Source organism: Streptomyces sp. NPDC051582, from assembly GCF_040681715.1.
GTDB lineage: Bacteria > Actinomycetota > Actinomycetes > Streptomycetales > Streptomycetaceae > Streptomyces.
On the sequence record NZ_JBFAZJ010000012.1, the window covers coordinates 95,408 to 110,912 of the forward strand.

Annotated in this window: 17 protein-coding genes; 8 read left to right on the forward strand and 9 right to left on the reverse strand. The window is 72.8% G+C overall.

What is annotated here, in order from left to right; genetic code table 11:
* The first annotated feature begins 172 nt into the window (after positions 1–172).
* Complete coding sequence (locus tag AB0M92_RS17590; RefSeq protein WP_366103069.1) at positions 173–802, forward strand: TetR/AcrR family transcriptional regulator; 630 nt, start codon at positions 173–175, stop codon at positions 800–802.
* 5 nt (positions 803–807) lie between these two features.
* Here the strand turns inward: AB0M92_RS17590 and AB0M92_RS17595 are convergent, their stop codons facing one another.
* Positions 808–1,275 (reverse strand): hypothetical protein, encoded by a 468-nt coding sequence (locus tag AB0M92_RS17595; protein WP_366103070.1) that lies wholly within the window; start codon positions 1,273–1,275, stop codon positions 808–810.
* Positions 1,276–1,420: 145 nt separating this feature from the next.
* On the opposite strand from AB0M92_RS17595, the gene nadE reads away from it, so the two are divergent.
* The 5 genes from nadE (at position 1,421) to AB0M92_RS17620 (ending at position 5,246) form a co-directional block, all read left to right on the forward strand.
* On the forward strand, positions 1,421–2,251 hold the full coding sequence (gene nadE, locus AB0M92_RS17600) for an ammonia-dependent NAD(+) synthetase (RefSeq protein ID WP_366103071.1): 831 nt from the start codon (positions 1,421–1,423) through the stop codon (positions 2,249–2,251).
* Entirely contained in the window at positions 2,251–2,475 is a 225-nt protein-coding gene (locus AB0M92_RS17605) for a hypothetical protein (protein WP_366103072.1), read from the forward strand. The genes nadE and AB0M92_RS17605 overlap by 1 nt, the downstream gene beginning before the upstream one ends.
* Positions 2,476–2,613: 138 nt before the next feature.
* On the forward strand, positions 2,614–3,804 hold the full coding sequence (locus AB0M92_RS17610) for a serine hydrolase domain-containing protein (RefSeq protein WP_366103074.1): 1,191 nt from the start codon (positions 2,614–2,616) through the stop codon (positions 3,802–3,804).
* An 89-nt stretch (positions 3,805–3,893) separates the two neighbouring features.
* Positions 3,894–4,610 (forward strand): hypothetical protein, encoded by a 717-nt coding sequence (locus tag AB0M92_RS17615; RefSeq protein ID WP_366103075.1) that lies wholly within the window; start codon positions 3,894–3,896, stop codon positions 4,608–4,610.
* 126 nt (positions 4,611–4,736) lie between these two features.
* Complete coding sequence (locus AB0M92_RS17620; protein ID WP_366103076.1) at positions 4,737–5,246, forward strand: hypothetical protein; 510 nt, start codon at positions 4,737–4,739, stop codon at positions 5,244–5,246.
* Here the strand turns inward: AB0M92_RS17620 and AB0M92_RS17625 are convergent.
* The 7 genes from AB0M92_RS17625 to AB0M92_RS17655 all read right to left on the reverse strand — a co-directional run bounded on the left by AB0M92_RS17625 (position 5,240) and on the right by AB0M92_RS17655 (position 13,360).
* Complete coding sequence (locus AB0M92_RS17625; protein WP_366103077.1) at positions 5,240–5,533, reverse strand: hypothetical protein; 294 nt, start codon at positions 5,531–5,533, stop codon at positions 5,240–5,242. The two genes, AB0M92_RS17620 and AB0M92_RS17625, sit on opposite strands and share 7 nt — an antisense overlap.
* A gap of 195 nt (positions 5,534–5,728) precedes the next feature.
* Positions 5,729–6,256, reverse strand: a complete 528-nt coding sequence (locus AB0M92_RS17630) for a hypothetical protein (protein WP_366103078.1) — start codon at positions 6,254–6,256, stop codon at positions 5,729–5,731.
* A gap of 101 nt (positions 6,257–6,357) precedes the next feature.
* Complete coding sequence (locus tag AB0M92_RS17635) at positions 6,358–6,900, reverse strand: DUF4232 domain-containing protein (protein ID WP_366103079.1); 543 nt, start codon at positions 6,898–6,900, stop codon at positions 6,358–6,360.
* A 67-nt stretch (positions 6,901–6,967) separates the two neighbouring features.
* Complete coding sequence (locus AB0M92_RS17640) at positions 6,968–9,733, reverse strand: CHAT domain-containing protein (RefSeq protein WP_366103080.1); 2,766 nt, start codon at positions 9,731–9,733, stop codon at positions 6,968–6,970.
* Between the two features lie 235 nt (positions 9,734–9,968).
* Entirely contained in the window at positions 9,969–10,985 is a 1,017-nt protein-coding gene (locus tag AB0M92_RS17645) for a zinc-binding alcohol dehydrogenase family protein (RefSeq protein ID WP_366103081.1), read from the reverse strand.
* 96 nt (positions 10,986–11,081) lie between these two features.
* Complete coding sequence (locus AB0M92_RS17650; RefSeq protein WP_366103083.1) at positions 11,082–12,062, reverse strand: hypothetical protein; 981 nt, start codon at positions 12,060–12,062, stop codon at positions 11,082–11,084.
* Positions 12,059–13,360 carry a flavin-dependent oxidoreductase gene (locus AB0M92_RS17655; protein ID WP_366103085.1) on the reverse strand — a complete coding sequence of 434 codons (1,302 nt, stop codon included), beginning with the start codon at positions 13,358–13,360 and terminating at the stop codon, positions 12,059–12,061. The genes AB0M92_RS17650 and AB0M92_RS17655 overlap by 4 nt, the downstream gene beginning before the upstream one ends.
* Before the next feature lie 417 nt (positions 13,361–13,777).
* Between AB0M92_RS17655 and AB0M92_RS17660 the strand changes: the two genes are divergently transcribed.
* On the forward strand, positions 13,778–14,389 hold the full coding sequence (locus AB0M92_RS17660; RefSeq protein ID WP_366103086.1) for a hypothetical protein: 612 nt from the start codon (positions 13,778–13,780) through the stop codon (positions 14,387–14,389).
* Between the two features lie 212 nt (positions 14,390–14,601).
* On the opposite strand, the gene AB0M92_RS17665 is transcribed toward AB0M92_RS17660, so the two are convergent.
* A complete protein-coding gene (locus tag AB0M92_RS17665) occupies positions 14,602–15,234 on the reverse strand; it encodes a TetR family transcriptional regulator (RefSeq protein ID WP_366103087.1) in 633 nt (210 codons plus the stop codon).
* Between the two features lie 93 nt (positions 15,235–15,327).
* Between AB0M92_RS17665 and AB0M92_RS17670 the strand changes: the two genes are divergently transcribed.
* Entirely contained in the window at positions 15,328–15,504 is a 177-nt protein-coding gene (locus tag AB0M92_RS17670) for a hypothetical protein (RefSeq protein ID WP_366103088.1), read from the forward strand.
* Position 15,505: the final 1 nt, after the last annotated feature.

Here is a 15,505-nt window from a genome sequence, read left to right on the forward strand (position 1 = left end):
TTGCACTTGGAGTGCAATTAAATCAACGCACGCTCCCGCTCGACGCTGCGAGCGGGAGGAGCGGGAGAGGAGCGGGACGAGCGGGGCGAGCGGGCCGAAGCCGCGGACGCCCCGTCCCCGTTTGCGACAATGGCGGCGAGCGAAGCCGGGAGGGGACAACGTGGAGCGGTCGGTGGCGGGACAGCCGGAGGAACGACGTGCGGACGGCCGCGCCGAGCGCAGTCGGCAGTCCCGGGTGAAGATCGCCGACGCGGTGCTCTCCCTGCTCGACGAAGGCGAGTCGCACTTTCCCGCCGACCGCGTCGCCGAACGCGCCGGCGTCTCCCGCCGCCTGGTCTTCCACCACTACGCCGACATGTCCCAGCTGGTGGAGACGGCCATCGCGCGGCGCCTGGAACAGCTCATGGAGCAGACCCGGCCCCTGCCGACCGACGGTCCGCGGGCCGCACGGGTCGCCGCACTCACGGAACAGCGCTCGCGGATCCTGGAGTGGATCACTCCGGCCCAGCTGGCGCTGATGCGGCTGGAACAGAACGGGGACCGGATCAGGGAGGTCACCCGGCAGGTCCTGGACTTCGCCCGGGGCCGGCTGGCCGAGGTCTTCGGCGAGGAGCTCGACCGACTGCCCGCCGGGCGCAGGACCGAGGTGCTCCACGGCCTGGACGCGGTGACCACCTGGGGCGCCTGGCACCACTGGCGCAGCAGCGGCCTGAGCGTCGAGGCCTCCACCCGGACGATGGCGACGGCCGTACACGCCCTCCTGGCCAGCACGGACGCCTCCGGGCAGGCCGACCGGGCGTAGCGCGGCTACTGCGCGTCCGCCCCGGACAGCACCCGGCGATCCGAGGGCGCGGGCCGCCCGTCCGCCGCTCCGCCCCCGTCCCCCGCTCCGCCCCCGTCCCGGGCGAGCCGCCGGTACAGGGCGGGGCCGCCCGCCGCGATGCCCGCGAACAGGACGAACGCGGTGATCAGGCTCGGCTCGGCGACCCACAGGCCGAGCAGCTGATCGAGCAGCAGCGCCGCCGCGACCAGCAGCACCTTCCCGACCAGCAGGCCGGAGTGCAGGCGACGCTCGACCGGCCGGCCGAGGCGAGCCCGCCGGCGGTGCGCCAGTGACATCAGGACTCCGGCGCACACGACGAGCGCGAGGAGGCGCAGCGCGTGCTCCCAGGCCGGGGTGCCCGAGCCCCAGGCCCAGACCCCGCCCATGACGGCCCCCGCGACTACGTAGATCCGGCGCTCGGCCACGACTGCCTCCTGACCCTTGAGGGTCATACGACAAGAAAACAACTTGCACTACGAGTGTCATAACTTCGGTCGAATCCGTCAAGCCCGGCCGCTTTCGGGCGGCGAGAAGGCTTGGACTAGGGTCGGCAGCACAGCGCGACGCGCGCATCACCATCGACCACGAGGAGCAACCGTGAGCCGGCCGGCGTCCACCGTTCTGCAGCAGGAGATCGCCCGGGAACTCCAGGTGCCGGAGACCTTCGACGCGCACGAGGAGATCGAGCGCCGGGTGGCCTTCCTGGCCGAGCGGCTGACCTCCACCGGCCTGCGCTCCCTGGTCCTCGGCATCAGCGGCGGGGTGGACTCCACCACGGCCGGCCGGCTGTGCCAGCTCGCCGTGGAGCGGGCCCGCGAGGCGGGCCACGAGGCGACGTTCTACGCGATGCGGCTTCCGTACGGAGTCCAGGCCGACGAGAAGGACGCCCAGCTGGCCCTCGGCTTCATCGAGGCGGACCGGGTGCTGACGGTGGACGTCAAGCCCGCGAGCGACGCCGCATTGGAGGCCTCCCTCGCCGGCGGCACCGTCTTCCGGGACGCGCACCACCAGGACTTCGTCCAGGGCAACATCAAGGCCCGCCAGCGCATGATCGCCCAGTACGCGGTGGCCGGTGCCCACGACGGCCTGGTCGTCGGCACCGACCACGCGGCCGAGGCGGTCTCCGGCTTCTTCACGAAGTTCGGTGACGGCGCGGCCGACCTGGTCCCGCTCACCGGCCTGACCAAGCGCCGGGTGCGCGCCGTGGCCGACGCCCTGGGCGCCCCCGCCGAGCTGGTCTGGAAGACCCCCACCGCGGATCTGGAGACCCTCGACCCGGGCAAGGCCGACGAGGACGCCCTGGGTGTCACGTACGACGACATCGACGATTTCCTTGAGGGCAAGCCGGTCGACGAGCACGCCTTCGACACGATCGTCCGCCGCTACCGCCTGACCGACCACAAGCGCCGGCTCCCGATCGCGCCGTGATGCCGCGCCGGGTCTGGCGCTGGGCCGCGGTGGGCTGGATCGCCCTCGTCCTCGCCGGCGCCGCGTGCACGCTCTACCTGGAGGAACCGACGAACGCCACGCCGGGGCAGCAGCACTGGGAGCGCGCCCCGGCCCCCCGTTCGGAGCCGGTCCCGTGCCCCGTGCAGAGCGACGGCAGCGTGGCTCCCACGGCGCGCGACTGCAGCTACTGGCAGCGCGGCTGAACCGTCCTGCGGGCCGTGCCCTGCGGGCCGCACCCGCCCGCCCGGCGAATCGCGGCGGGCGGGCGGCCCTCCTACGCTTGACGGAGTACCTCGGGCTCGGGGAGTCGTGTCATCGAGACTGGACAGGGGTGACCGGTCATGGGCGAGTGCCGTGGGACGCGTGGGCGCCGGGTCCGTCGGGCGGGTGCGCCCGCCGCGGTGGCGCTGCTGCTGGCCGCGCTGTGCGCGGGTACCGGCTCGGCCTCCGCCCCCGTACGCGCGGACTTCGATCCCGCCACCGTGCAGAAGCTGGACGCGGCGATCACGAAGATCATGAAGCAGACCGGCATGCCCGGCCTGAACATCGGTCTGTGGATGCCCGGCCGCGGCGTGTACGAGAAGTCCTTCGGCGTCGCGGACCAGCAGACCGGCACGCCGATGAAGTCCGACCTCCACACCCGGATCGGCAGCGTCACCAAGACCTTCACCATCACCGGCGTCCTCCAGCTCGTCGACGAGGGCAAGGCCGGCCTCGACGACCCCATATCCCGGTACGTCTCCGGCGTCCCCGGCGGGGAATCCATCACCCTGCGGCAACTGGCGGACATGCGCAGCGGACTCTTCGACTACACGAAGGACGAGCAGTGGCTCGCGGACCTGCGCGCCGACCCGCACCGCACGTACACCCCGCGCCGGCTGGTGGACATCGGCTTCAGCCATCCTGCGAACTTCAAGCCGGGCACCAAGTGGGAGTACAGCAACACGAACACCACCCTGCTCGGAATGCTGATCGAGAAGGTCAGCGGGCAGAGCCTCGCCGACTACCTCCGGGAGCACGTGTTCGCTCCGCTGAAGCTCAACGACACGTCCCTGCCCACCGACAGCGCCATGCCCGATCCGCACGCCCACGGGTACACCGACTTCACGCCGAAGGGCACCGTCGCCGACGCCACGAACTGGAACCCCTCCTGGGCCTGGGCGGCCGGCGGGGTCATCTCCGACCTCGACGACCTGCGCACCTGGGCCCCGGCGCTCGCCGACGGCCGGCTGCTGACCCCCAAGACGCAGGCCGAACGGCTGCGGACGCTTCCGATCGAGGGCGTCCCCGGCGCCTCGTACGGTCTCGGCATCGTCGACTTCAACGGCTGGCTGGGCCACAACGGGGAACTGCCCGGCTACGAGAGCGTCGCCGCGCAGCTCCCCGCCGAGAGGGCCACCCTGGTGGTCCTCGTCAACAGCGACATCGACCACCAGGGCAAGAACCTGTCCGGCCTGATCGGAAACGCGGTCACCTCCATCGTGACCCCCGATCACCTCTGGCCGGCGCCGGTGGCCACCGAGGCCAAGTAGTCCCCGGTCGCGGTCTGTCGAAGACCCCGTGTGACCATGACTTCCTTTGGCACACGCACTTCCGCAGCGCCGCATTTCATGGGGGGACCATGCGCACCCGTACCACCACCGTCTCCGCGGCCCTCGCCGCCGCCCTCGCGGCGGTGCTCGTCCTGACCGGCTGCACGGCGTCCGGCGGGAACCCGAAGGGCACGGGCGGCAGCAGCGCCGCGGCGCCCGCCCCCGTCGCGCCGGGTGGCGGCTCCGGGTACGAGGGCCCCCGGCCGCAGGACCAGAACCTCCTCGCCTGGACCGGCGATCCGAACGACGCTGGGCACGTGACCGCCCAGTCCGCCGCCGGCGTGGCCGGACGGGTCACCCTGGTACGGATCGTGCTGCGCGAGCAGATCACCTGGTCGAACATCTGGCTCGGGCTGGCCGGCATCGACCCGGGCGCCCAGCTCTCCCAGAACTACCTCGGCGTCTACGACGCGAACGGCACCCTGCGCGCGTCCACCGCGGACGTCTCCCCACAGCTGATGACCGACGCGATCGCCAAGCCGTTCCCCCTGACCAAGCCCTTCACCGCCGCCCCCGGCACCTACTTCATCGCCCTCCTCCTCAACGGCACCTGGGCCACCAATGCCCTCACCCTCAAGTCGACGGGCGCCGGGATCTCGGTGAACGCGGGCCTGACCCCGCCGAACCTGCGGTACAGCACCCTCCTGACCGGCCAGACCTCCCTGCCGGCCACCGTGAACCTCGGCGAGCAGTCCACCAGCACCATCAACACCGGCTGGGCCAGCCAGTGGTACGCGGTCTCCTGACCCGGGCCGGGCCGGGTCAGCGGCCCAGCGGGTGCGGGGTGCGGCCGGATGAGCGAAGCTGGGGACGGCTGTAGCCACGAGGCGGACCAGAGACCAGAGCCGGACCGCCGATGCGAGGAGGGCCGCGTGGACGCTTCACGAGTCGACGCTTCACGAATCGGCGGGCTCGCTCCCGCGACCCGGACCCGGGTACGGACGGCCACGCTGCTGTGCGCGGCCGCGGCCCTCGCGGCCGGCGCCGCCGTACCCGCCGCCGTACCAGCTTCCGCTCAGACGGCCACGGCCCCCATGGATCCCAGTCCGGTCGTGGTCGTCGACTGCTTCTCGCAGGCCCAGGTGCGCCCCCAGGAGTACCTGCTGGCCTGCGGCGACGGGAACAACCGTCTCGTGAAGCTGCGCTGGAACAGCTGGGGGCAGCGGACCGCGACGGCCACCGGCACCGACATGGTGAACGACTGCACCCCGTACTGCGCGGCGGGCCGCTTCCGCGCGTACCCGGTCACGGTGACCCTGAGCCACCCTCGGCCCTGGGCCGGCCACCCCGACGTCCAGCGGTACACCAGCATCCGGCTGCTGTACACGGACAAGGCACCGCCGCCCGTCGCCAAGGACGTGACGTACAAGCTCGTCTACTGATCGGCGCGGCCCGCCTGTCCGCCGAGGCGGGCGCTGATCAGGTAGGCGGCCTCCTCGGAGAGCCGGGCCCGCCGCTCGTCCTCCTGGGCGCGTTCGAGCTCTCCCCTCAGCGCCAGCTCGGTGCGCAGGACGGTCGCCCTCGGCACCGGGATCCGCTGCCCGGGTTTCTCGGTGAACGGCTGGAGCTCCGCCGCCGAGACCTGGGCGTCCTCCGAGGAGCCGCGGCGGAGGGACAGGAACACCCGGGCCAACCAGTCGGCCGGGATCTGGACCATCAGATCAGTCATATCCGGGAAACGACGGGCCGCCTCCCCCGTGACTGCCGCTCCCCCGACCGGCTCAGTGGTCCTCCCCGCCGTGCGGGCCGTGATGGGCATCGGCGCCGGGGACGTCCATCGGCGTGCCGATCGCTCCCGTCACCGGTGTCGTGAACGCCCGAGCCGCGGCCCGTGGGTGGGCCGCGGCTCGGGACGGGGCCTCGGTCAGGTCTTCTTGAGCTCGTCGATGCAGAGGACGAACTGCTTGCCGGAGCTGCGGCGCGAGCCGCGCATCTGCTCCTGGTAGCCGATGTCCGCCTGGCCCTTGCACTGGTTCGTGTCGAGGGTGTCGGGGATCACCTTGACCACCTTGTACTCGGCGCCCGCACCGCCGCACTTCACGACCTGGAGATCGGGGCTCACCATGGTGCCCTTGTTCGTCAGGCAGTCCCCGACCTTCGCCTTGTCGGCGTCGTCGCGGCTGGCGTAGTAGCCCACCGCGGCCGCGATGACGACGATCACGGCGACGATGATCTTCAGGATCTTCATGACGCCCATGCGCTTGGGCGGCGCGGGCGGGGCGGCGAACTGCTGCTGCGGGTAGGGGTACTGCTGCGGCGGGGCCCCGTACGGCGGCTGGCCCGGCTGCTGGGGCTGGCCGTATCCCTGCTGGGGCGGGTAGCCCTGCGGCTGCTGGGCGGGCGGGACGGGCTGGCCGTACGGGCCGGGGCCCTGCTGCGGCGGGTAGGTCATGCGGAAGATCCCCCGTGAGCGTGTGCACTGTTCATTGCTTGACGTGCGCACGCTATAACAAGGTACTTACATCTCCCGCATTGACCTGCGGTGTCCCGGCCCTACCCGTGGAATGCGGTCGCGCGAACGGTGCCCCCGCAGAGCGCGAACTCCCCGCCGTCGCCCGGCGCCAGCTGGTACCGACCGCCCGCCACACCCACCACCATCGTCGGGGCGACGACGGGTTCGGCGCCGGAGGCGCAGTAACCGTCCGCCTCACCGAGCACCGGGGTGAACGTGAGCTGCGCCGAGGCCCGGCCTCCGGCCGCCAGCTGCACCGGAGCCGAGGTGCCGACCCGGATCACCTGGAGCGGCTTGTTCTTGTCGGGCGAGCCCTGGCCCGCCAGCGCCACGGTCGGGAAGCCGTTCAGCACGCACGGCTTCGTCCCTTTGTTCGTCACGGTGACCCGCACCTGCGCGGACCCGGTCGACCGTGCGCCGTTCGCCACGATCTGTTTGCTCGTGCACGGCGCCGCGGGCGCCCGGCGTGGGCCCTCTCCGGTGGCAGCGGCCCCGGAGCCGGCCACGAGCGTTGCGGACAGGAAGCCCGCCAGCAGGAGTGCGGACGAGGCCTTGATCGCGACGCATCGCGTTGAGCGTTTCATGGGTGGTCCTCCACGGTTCGCCCCTCCCAGCGTCCCACCGACGCGCGCCTTCGGCACGGGCGGCGGCTCACGCCCCCGTGTGGAGATGGGCCGCCCACAAGAGCGGTGCCCGCCTGCGGTCGTGGCCGGGCGGCAGGTCGTGCCCGTCCCGGACCCCGCGTACGGCGGCGTGCAGTGCGCGGGCGGCCCGGTCGGGGTCGAGGGACCCCACGTCCGTCCTGAGGCCGTCGTAGAACGCGCGGGCGATCCGCACCGCGCTCCGGTCGTCCGTCTCCCACAGCGTGCCGATGACGTGGGGGAAGCCGGCGAGCTGGAAGGCGGACGCGAGGTGGACGGCCCCGTCGAGCAGGCCGACGGTGTCGATGGCCGCCGGACGGCAGGCGGACAGATAGGCGAGCCTCGCCTGGCCGAGGGCGACGGGGGCCAGGCTCTTCACGGTGAGCGGGTCGTCCGCATGGTCGTGGAGCAGCAGCCGGCTCCGCGAGGGGTCGGCGGGGTCGCTCGTACCGTGACAGGCGAAGTGCGCGATGGCGCAGTGCGGCAGGTGCGCCAGTACGCCTGCCTTCGTGGGGGTGGCGCCCTGCTCCGCCCGGTCCCGCCCGCCGAGGAGGACGCGGTCGGGGAAGCGGGCCTCCAGCACCGCGGCCTCGGCCTCCACGAATCGCAGCCGGCCTTCTCCGGGCAGTCCGGGCGTGGTCGGCATGGCGACGATCAGCGCCCGCTCAGAAGCGATTCCGGCGCCGCGGCGCCGACCGCGTTCGCGGGCGTGGCGCAGCGCTCGTATCGTCGGGGTGTACGAGGAGACGACCCGGTCCATCACCGTGCGCCGGTACGGGTCGTCGGGTGCGTCGCCGTGATGGCCCGCGGCGTGCAGCGGCAGGAGCCCCAGCAGCCCGCCCGGCGCCCACCACACGCGCGGCAGCTCGCCGTCCGCTTCGGTCGGGGGCGCATCCTTGTGCCCCAGGACGTCCAGCACGGGTCCGGCGGCCGCGTCCCAGAGCCACTCCAGCACCTCGACGAGTACGGACTGCGCCCGCTCGCGTTCGACGGGGTCCGCCGCTGACGACGCCGAGTGCCGTGCCTGGCGGAAGGTGTTGATCCGGTCGACGACGGCGGCGTGGCCGAGACCGGGCAGCGGGAGGCTGGTGAGACCCTCCGCCGTGAGCAGCAGAGCGTCGCTGCGGTGGCTGCTGACGTTGAACACCGCGATCGGACCGTGGCGGGCCTCGGCCCTCAGCTCGTCGACGGTGGGCGGGAGGGCGAAGGAGTCGAAGGGGGCGGGGCCGTCCGGGTCGCGGATCCCGGCGAACAGGGCGGCGCGCCCCACCTCCAGCAGACCGAGGGCACGCTCCGCCCGCCCGCGCGACGTCCCGCCCGGAGCCGCGAGCGCGAGCGCGGCGGCGGTGCCGGCCAGGCCCGCCAGTTCGCCGGCGCCGTCCTGGCCGGCCCGGCCCTGGCGTCGGTGGACGCTCAACTGCGGCATCAGGCGCACGGCCGCGTCCGCCGCCCGCGCCGCGCGCTCCGCTTCTCCCGACTCCGCCAGCAGTCGGGCGGCGGACAGCCCCGCGCGGATCCGGAGGGACACCGTTGAACCCGAACCCGAACCCGAACCCGAACCCGAACCCGAAGCCGTCGCCGTCGCCGCCGTCGCCGCCGCCTCCGACCAGGCCGTCACCGCCGCCTCCCGGTCCGCCGTGTCGCCGGCGTGGTCGAAGCGTGCGAACAGTGCGTCGCCGAGGTCGTTCAGGTGGACGGCGCGTCCCGGGTGGTCGCCGGGGACCGCTTCCGCCGCCCCCCGGGCGGCGGCGATCGCTTCGTCCACGTCCGCGACCAGGCCGCCCCGGAGGAAGCGCGCCCGCAGCGCGATGCCGAGGTCCGACAGGAAGTCGGCGCGGCCCGGATGGTCTGCGGGGGTGGCCCCCACGGCTTGCCGGCCCGCCCGTACGGCCTCGTTCAAGTCCTCTGCGCGGCCCGTCCGTTCGAAGCGGATTCGCAGCGCGTTCCCGAGGCGGGAGAGGCTCTCGATGCGGCCGGGGTGGTCCGCGGGGAACATCGACACCGCTTCCCGGTGGCGGGCGATCGCGCCGTCCAGATCCCGCGGCGCTGCGGCCCGCTCGTACCGGGCGCGCAGCGCTCCCGCGAGGCCGGTCAGGACCAGCGCGCGGTAGATGCCCTCCTCGGGGGTCGCCCGCGCCGCCTCTTCGAGCAGGGATACGGCGCCCTCCAGGTCCTCGACCGCTCCGGTCCGGTCGAACCTGGTGTTGAGCGCTTCGCCGAGGTTGTAGAGGTACATGGCCCCTCCGGGCTCCTCGGAGACCGCCGACAGGGCCTCCCGGAAGCGGTCGATCGCGCCGTCGAGGTCGGCCGGCGGCCCGCCCCGCCGCCATTTGATCCGCAGTACGGTGCCGAGGGCGGTCAGGTGGACGGGGCGCTGCGGATGCCCGACGGGCACGGTGTCCACGATGCGCTGCCACAGCTCCGCCGCACCGGAGATCCGCGCCGGGTCGTTCGACTCCTTCAACTCCGGGAGCAGCCGGGCGGCGTACCCGGCCGCGTTCTCCGCGAGGAGGGGCAGGAGCGGCTCCGGCAGGTCCTCCTCGCCCGCGAGGAAGCTCGCGGTGAGCGAGTGAACGGCGATCCGCAGATCCGGCCGGCCCTGCTCCTGATAGTGCTCCCGCCCCAGGTCCAGGTCGGTCCGTACGAGGATCGCCTGGTGGCGGAACCAGTGGAACCAGCCGAGCAGATGGTGGACGGCGAGGTCGTCCTCACCGGGCAGCAGCTCCGCGAGCCGCCGCGCTTCGCGCGAGGCCTCGGCCTCCCATACCGGTGCCACGTCCCGCAGTCGTACAACACGCCGCAGCCGCGCCGCCATTGCGTCCATCGCCGCCTCTGCGGCCCGTCGTACCGTGTGCTCTGGGTCCCCCGGATGGCTCACGTCGGGTGATGCTAGTCCTACGATCCGCGCACCGGCGGGTAGTTCCCCGGATACGCTCCGCGACAGCGACGACGGCACGGCAGGGAGCACCGGGCCGGGGAAACGCGGCGGCCGCCGGGGAGACGGGGCGTGGTCAGACCGTTCCCCGTTCGCCTGCGGCCTCCCGTGCCCCGGAGGCCGGTTCCGCGCCGCCCGCGGGGACGAACACGAACCGGGCACCGGATCGCGCCGGCGACTCCCAGACGGTCTCCACCTCTGCCATCGGCACGGCGACCGCCTCGGTGGTGGGCGCCAGGGCCGGCAGCCGGGCGAGCAGTTCGCGCAGGGCGGCGGCGCGGCGTGCGCCCGAGATCGAGCCGAGTCCGCTCCCGCAGACGCTCACGTCCGCCTTGCGCAGCCACGCGGACGGCACCGTCATGTCGGGCCCGGCCGCGGAGCCGACCTGCACCCAGCGCAGCGTACGGGTGAGATCGCCGCGGTGGCGCAGGATCCCGTCGAGCGCCAGCTCGGCGGGGCGGTCCCACAGGTAGTCCAGTACGACGTCCACATCGGCGGCCGCCGCACCGAACGCGGCCGCGATCTCCTCGTCCGGGCCCGCGAGGCTCACCGTGCGGTGGGCCCCCAGTTCCGCCGCGGTGCGCAGGCCCTCCGGATCGCGGCCCGCCGCCACGACCTCGCCCGCTCCCTGGTCGAGGGCGAGCCGGATGGCGGCCCGCCCGGCGTTGCCGGTGGCTCCGAGGACGAGTACCGACTCGCCCTCGCGCAGCCGGCCCCGCTCGCGGAGCGCGATCCACGCGGAGGAAGCGGGGTTCATGACGGCGGCGACGGCGACCGGGTCGAGACCGTCCGGTACGGGCATGAGCGCGGCGGCCGGTACGGCGACCCGCTCGGCCATCGTTCCGTGCGGGGGCTCCAGCCCCGGGATGTAGACGAGTTCACCGGCGGCGGTCCGGCCCACCCCGTCGAAGCCGGGGACCAGCGGCAGCGCGTCGCCGCCCGTGTAGTGGCCGCCCGAGGCGAACGAGCGCACCAGCGGGTACAGCGCGGCCGCCAGGACCTCGACGATGACCTCGCCGGCGGCGGGGACGGGCTCGGGCACGGACTCGTACCGGGGCGGCTCCCCCAGGGCGTGGACGACGGCTGCGTACATGAACTGGCCCCCAAATGGGTCATTATGCGGCAAGACGGACCGTCTGATTGTGGCGGCTGCCCGCCGGGCTCACCGGCTGCGCCACGCGGCAGGACTTCAGCGGGCCGCCGTGGCGAGACCGTGCGCCCCGCCCGAGTGGACGAAATCCGTCAGGGAGACGGTGTAGTCGCCCTCGTCGGGGCGGTACGCGGTGCAGTACCGCGTGGGGTACCAGCCGGGGATCCGCCAGGCGGCCGGCTGCGGAACGGACTCGCAGGTCCGGTGGCCGGGCGCCGTGCGGTGCCGCTGGAGGAAGTCCCGGGTGAGCATGGGCTCCATGAAGATGAGGTCGCCCCCGTACGCCCCGTAGATGAAGGTCTGGCCGCTGAGCGTGCCGGTGGTCGGGGGGCGGCTGTCCAGGTGCGCGCCCATGGCGCCCTCCGCGGTCTGCGGGCTGCTCGCGGGGTAGCCCGCAGGGAGGTACGCGGCCGGGACGGGCTTTCCGGCCGCGGCCACTTGGTCGCAGGCGATCAGCAGCGAGCAGCCGCCGGTCTTGATCGCCGCCCGGACCTCCTTGGGGACGAGGTAGAAGTGCACGTCGAAGTGGGCGACGTCGTAGCGGCCGTGCGGGTTGTGCCCGTGCGGGTTCCAGTTGAACAGCACCCACTGGAAGGGGACTCCTGCCGCGCCCGCGGGGGTGGCGGGCAGCGCGAGTTCGAGGCTGTGGCCGCCGACGCATTCGTGCATGCCGTCGAGGTGTCCGTCGGCGTCCGCGTCGTAGCAGTGCTTGCCGTCCGTGGCGTCCGAGGTGGGCAGGCCCGAGACGGCCGGAGCGGTCAGGGCTATGCCCAGCGCCTTGGGGATCCCGCCCCGGTACTCGCCGTACGTACGGACCGTGCCGCCGCCGAGCCGGGCGGCGGGTCCGTACGCGGAACACGCCGCGCTCCCGGTGTCCTCGCCACAGGCGGGGATGCGCGCGGCGGAGCCGGAGGGCGGCGCCGGGGCCGGTGCCCGCCCGGTGGCGGACAGGAGGGCCGCCAGCAGTGCGGCGGAGCCGAGCGCGGCGGCGGCGGTGGAACGCATCCGGGAGGTGTTCATACGGCGACGCTCCAAGAGGTGCGCGCGTTGAGCGCGGTGGCGTCCACACCGGTGACCTGGCGGGTACAGGACTTGATGCCGTCCAGGCTGTCCTCGGGCAGGACGTGGCGGATGTCGTGGAAGCCGTCGGGGGCGAGGGCTTCCACCTGGCGGAGCACCGGGTCGGGTTCCAGCCGGCGGTGGGCCGCGAGGAGCTTCGTGGTCTGCGGCCGGCGGTCCGCCTCGTAGCGCGCCAGTGCCTCGGCGACGCCGTGGTGGGCGAGTGCGTACGCCAGCACGCGGGCGTCGACGACGGCCTGCGAGGCACCGTTGGAGCCGGTCGGGTACAGGGGGTGCGCCGCGTCGCCGAGCAGGACGACCCGGCCGTCGATCCAGGTGGGCAGCGGGTCGCGGTCGATCATGGGGTACCGGCCGATGCGGGGTGCCCCGGCGATGACGCCGTGGAGGTCGAGGAAGTCGCTGCGCCAGCCCTCGATGTGGGTGAGGACCTCCTCCGGGGGGACCGCGCGGTCCCAGTCGGCGCCGCGCGCCTCCTCCTCGCCGATGCCGTCGTCGGTGCGGCTCTCGACGACCCAGTTGAGCAGGCACCGCCCGCTCTCGTCGGGCCGGGTGACGGGATAGGCCACGGCCTTCACCCGCGCGTTGCACCCGAGGATGACCATCGTGCGTCCGTCGAGGAAGGCGGGACCCTCGGTCACCCCTCGCCACATGCGTATCCCGTTGCCGAGGGGTGGCCCTTCGTGCGGATACAGGGTGGCGCGCACGGCCGAGTTGATCCCGTCCGCGCCTATGAGCAGGTCGCAGGTGTACGGGCCCGGCCGGTCCGCCACGTACGCCCGAACGGGGGGCCGGCCGGGCTCCGGGTCCCGGTCCTGCTCGTACCGTACGAGGCGGTCGCCGGTGACGAGGGCCCCGGGGCCGAGCCGGTCCAGGACGGCCGACAGCAGGATGTCCTGGAGGTCGGCCCGGTGCACTGAGTACTGCGGCCAGTTGTAGCCGGCGGCGCGGCCGCGGGGCTCGGACCAGATCAGACCGCCGAAGCGGTGGTGGTACTCCAACCGGGCGGTCGTCACGGCGACCTTCTCCAGCGCCGGCGCCAATCCGAGTTCGGTCAGCTCCCGGACGGCGGCGGGCTGGAGATTGATTCCCGCACCGACGGCGCGCAGGTTGGGGCACGCCTCCACGATGAGCACGTCGTCCAACCCTGCCGCATGAAGGCTCAGGGCCGTCGTCAATCCGCCAATTCCGGCACCGGCTATGAGGATGCGCGGGGAATTCCTTCGGCCGTACGGAGACATGCCCTCTACCTCCTGGGAAAGACGCCTTCCGTGGAATGTGCGGTGCTGGAAGCGCGGTACTGAACGTGCGGTGCGGAAAGGCCCGATACGTCACCGGTGAGTACAACCGCGGTAGCTGGGGGTAAAGATGCGCAGGTCAGAGTCTGGCGTTCACCCGATCAGGCTACGGCCAAGTGCCGCCTGATGGGTGACGAGGCTTTAATCGGGTGTCGGCAACAGAAAGGCTGCGACATGCCTGAAGTGACGTTCGAACCGTGCGATGTCCAGCGCCTCCAGCATGCTGTTGACTACGCCCTCCACGCCTCGAAGAAATCACTGGACGCTCTCCTGCCACCCTGGATGCCGGGCGATCTCAAACGGGAAATCAAGAGCGGATGCGTTGTATCGCATTGCGCAACGCTACTGTTCCCGGAAACAGTGGAATCCGCTCTCGCGTACTTCGAGGAAAACGGCTGGCCCGCGTCGACCACGATACCGAGCGTGCTGGTCAAGCGCCGTCTGGTGGAGCGCCACTGGCTTCCGGACGATGCGGACATACGGGTGACACGGCTGCGCGTCACGACGGGTCTGGCGCCGGAGGTCGAGGTCTTCCTCTTCCCCCGGTGCAGCCCCGGGTACACGGACGAGGTGGGTGCGCAGGAGCGCGTCCACGGTTTCGAGAACCACGTGGGCCTGTTCATGGACCGGCCCGAGGAGCGGTCCCTCACCCGCCTGGCGGACCGGCTGGAGACCACCGGCCGGATGGTCTACGAGGGCTCGGCGCACAATCCCCACGAGAACACGACGATGCTGTACTTCGCCCCCAGTGCCGCCGTGGCCATGTCGCGCCGCCGGTTCCCGCGATGGGAGCTCCAGTGCGCGGGGGATCTGACCGCCTGCGCCGACCGTCGCCCGGTCCGGACGGAGGCGGTGTACAGCGCGTACGCGGCGCTCAAGGCGAACCACGTGGACGCCGGCCTGACGCAGTCCGCCCGGCGGCGGCCCGTGCCCGTGCCCGTACCCGTGCCGGCGGCGGTGCGGGAGGGCTGACCGGGGCGGGCCACGGGCCCGGGCGGCTGCCCGGATCCCGGATCCCGGACTCCCCGTCTGCCGTCCCGTTCCGGACGGGGGCGGGGAGTCTCGGGTCTTGCGCCCCGGCCACCCGATCGGCCATTGCCGGGACTTGCTCCCGGAGCAGCCGATGACCGCGAGCCGGTTGCCGGCGCCGCCGTCCGCAGGACACCTGGGCGTTGCGACAGCCCCTACGGCTGGGCGCCGGCCCAGTTGAGGCGGCCCGCGTGGATCAGGCGGAGCTGGCGGCGGGCGGTGCGGGTGACCGCCGCCCACTCTTCGGGGTCCGGGCCCGCGGCCAGGTAGGCGGAGACCGTCATCACCATGTGGTCGACGTACAGGCGGGCCAGCATGAGCAGGTCCTCCGCGCTCCAGCCCCGGCTCAGGGGATCGGCGCCGAGGCGTTCGGCCACCTCGTCGGCGAACGCGTCCAGCTGGGCCGCCACCGCCAGCCGCACCCTGCGCACGCCGCCGTGCCGTTCGCGCACGATGAAGCGGATGTGCGCCGGGTACTCCCGTACCAGTTCGGCCATCAGCTCCACGGTCGTGTCGATCCTCCGGGCCGCCTCGCCGGAAGCGGCGAGCGTCGAGCGCACGGCGGCGTGCAGGCTTTGCAGCGCCTCGTCCACCAGGGCGATGCCCAGCTCCTCGGTGTCCCGGAAGTGCCGGTAGAAGGCGGTCGGGGTCACCCCGGCGACCCGGGTCACCTCCCGCAGGCCGAGGCTGCCCAGGCTCTGCTCCTCCAGCAGCGACAGGGCGCCGTCCAGCAAGGCCCTGCGGGTTTTGTGGCGTTGGGCCTGGCGTGCCCCGATGGTCTCACTCATGGCGAAAAGTCAACCCCCGATTCTCGATTCCGCGTACTTGCATTTAGACTGGGTAGTCAGTGCACAACTGTCTCCTATTTTGGAGGAAGCACGATGCTCTTCCTGATAGCGGCCCTCATGCTGATGGGGATCGCCCTGGGAACCGTGGCCCACGTGTCCGTCCACGTCTCCCTCGCCGCGACCGCCGTCATCGCCTGCTGGCTGCTGGTCTTCGCGGTCCGGGAACGCACGACGCGCCGGCGCCGGCCGGCCACCCGACAGGAGGGATGAC

Coding starts and splice junctions, on each gene's coding strand:
- AB0M92_RS17595 (WP_366103070.1), bottom strand. CDS start 1,275: ATGACCCTCAAGGGTCAGGAGGCAGTCGTGGCCGAGCGCCGGATCTAC.
- AB0M92_RS17605 (WP_366103072.1), top strand. CDS start 2,251: ATGCCGCGCCGGGTCTGGCGCTGGGCCGCGGTGGGCTGGATCGCCCTC.
- AB0M92_RS17610 (WP_366103074.1), top strand. CDS start 2,614: ATGGGCGAGTGCCGTGGGACGCGTGGGCGCCGGGTCCGTCGGGCGGGT.
- AB0M92_RS17615 (WP_366103075.1), top strand. CDS start 3,894: ATGCGCACCCGTACCACCACCGTCTCCGCGGCCCTCGCCGCCGCCCTC.
- AB0M92_RS17625 (WP_366103077.1), bottom strand. CDS start 5,533: ATGACTGATCTGATGGTCCAGATCCCGGCCGACTGGTTGGCCCGGGTG.
- AB0M92_RS17630 (WP_366103078.1), bottom strand. CDS start 6,256: ATGACCTACCCGCCGCAGCAGGGCCCCGGCCCGTACGGCCAGCCCGTC.
- AB0M92_RS17635 (WP_366103079.1), bottom strand. CDS start 6,900: ATGAAACGCTCAACGCGATGCGTCGCGATCAAGGCCTCGTCCGCACTC.
- AB0M92_RS17645 (WP_366103081.1), bottom strand. CDS start 10,985: ATGTACGCAGCCGTCGTCCACGCCCTGGGGGAGCCGCCCCGGTACGAG.
- AB0M92_RS17650 (WP_366103083.1), bottom strand. CDS start 12,062: ATGAACACCTCCCGGATGCGTTCCACCGCCGCCGCCGCGCTCGGCTCC.
- AB0M92_RS17655 (WP_366103085.1), bottom strand. CDS start 13,360: ATGTCTCCGTACGGCCGAAGGAATTCCCCGCGCATCCTCATAGCCGGT.
- AB0M92_RS17665 (WP_366103087.1), bottom strand. CDS start 15,234: ATGAGTGAGACCATCGGGGCACGCCAGGCCCAACGCCACAAAACCCGC.
- AB0M92_RS17670 (WP_366103088.1), top strand. CDS start 15,328: ATGCTCTTCCTGATAGCGGCCCTCATGCTGATGGGGATCGCCCTGGGA.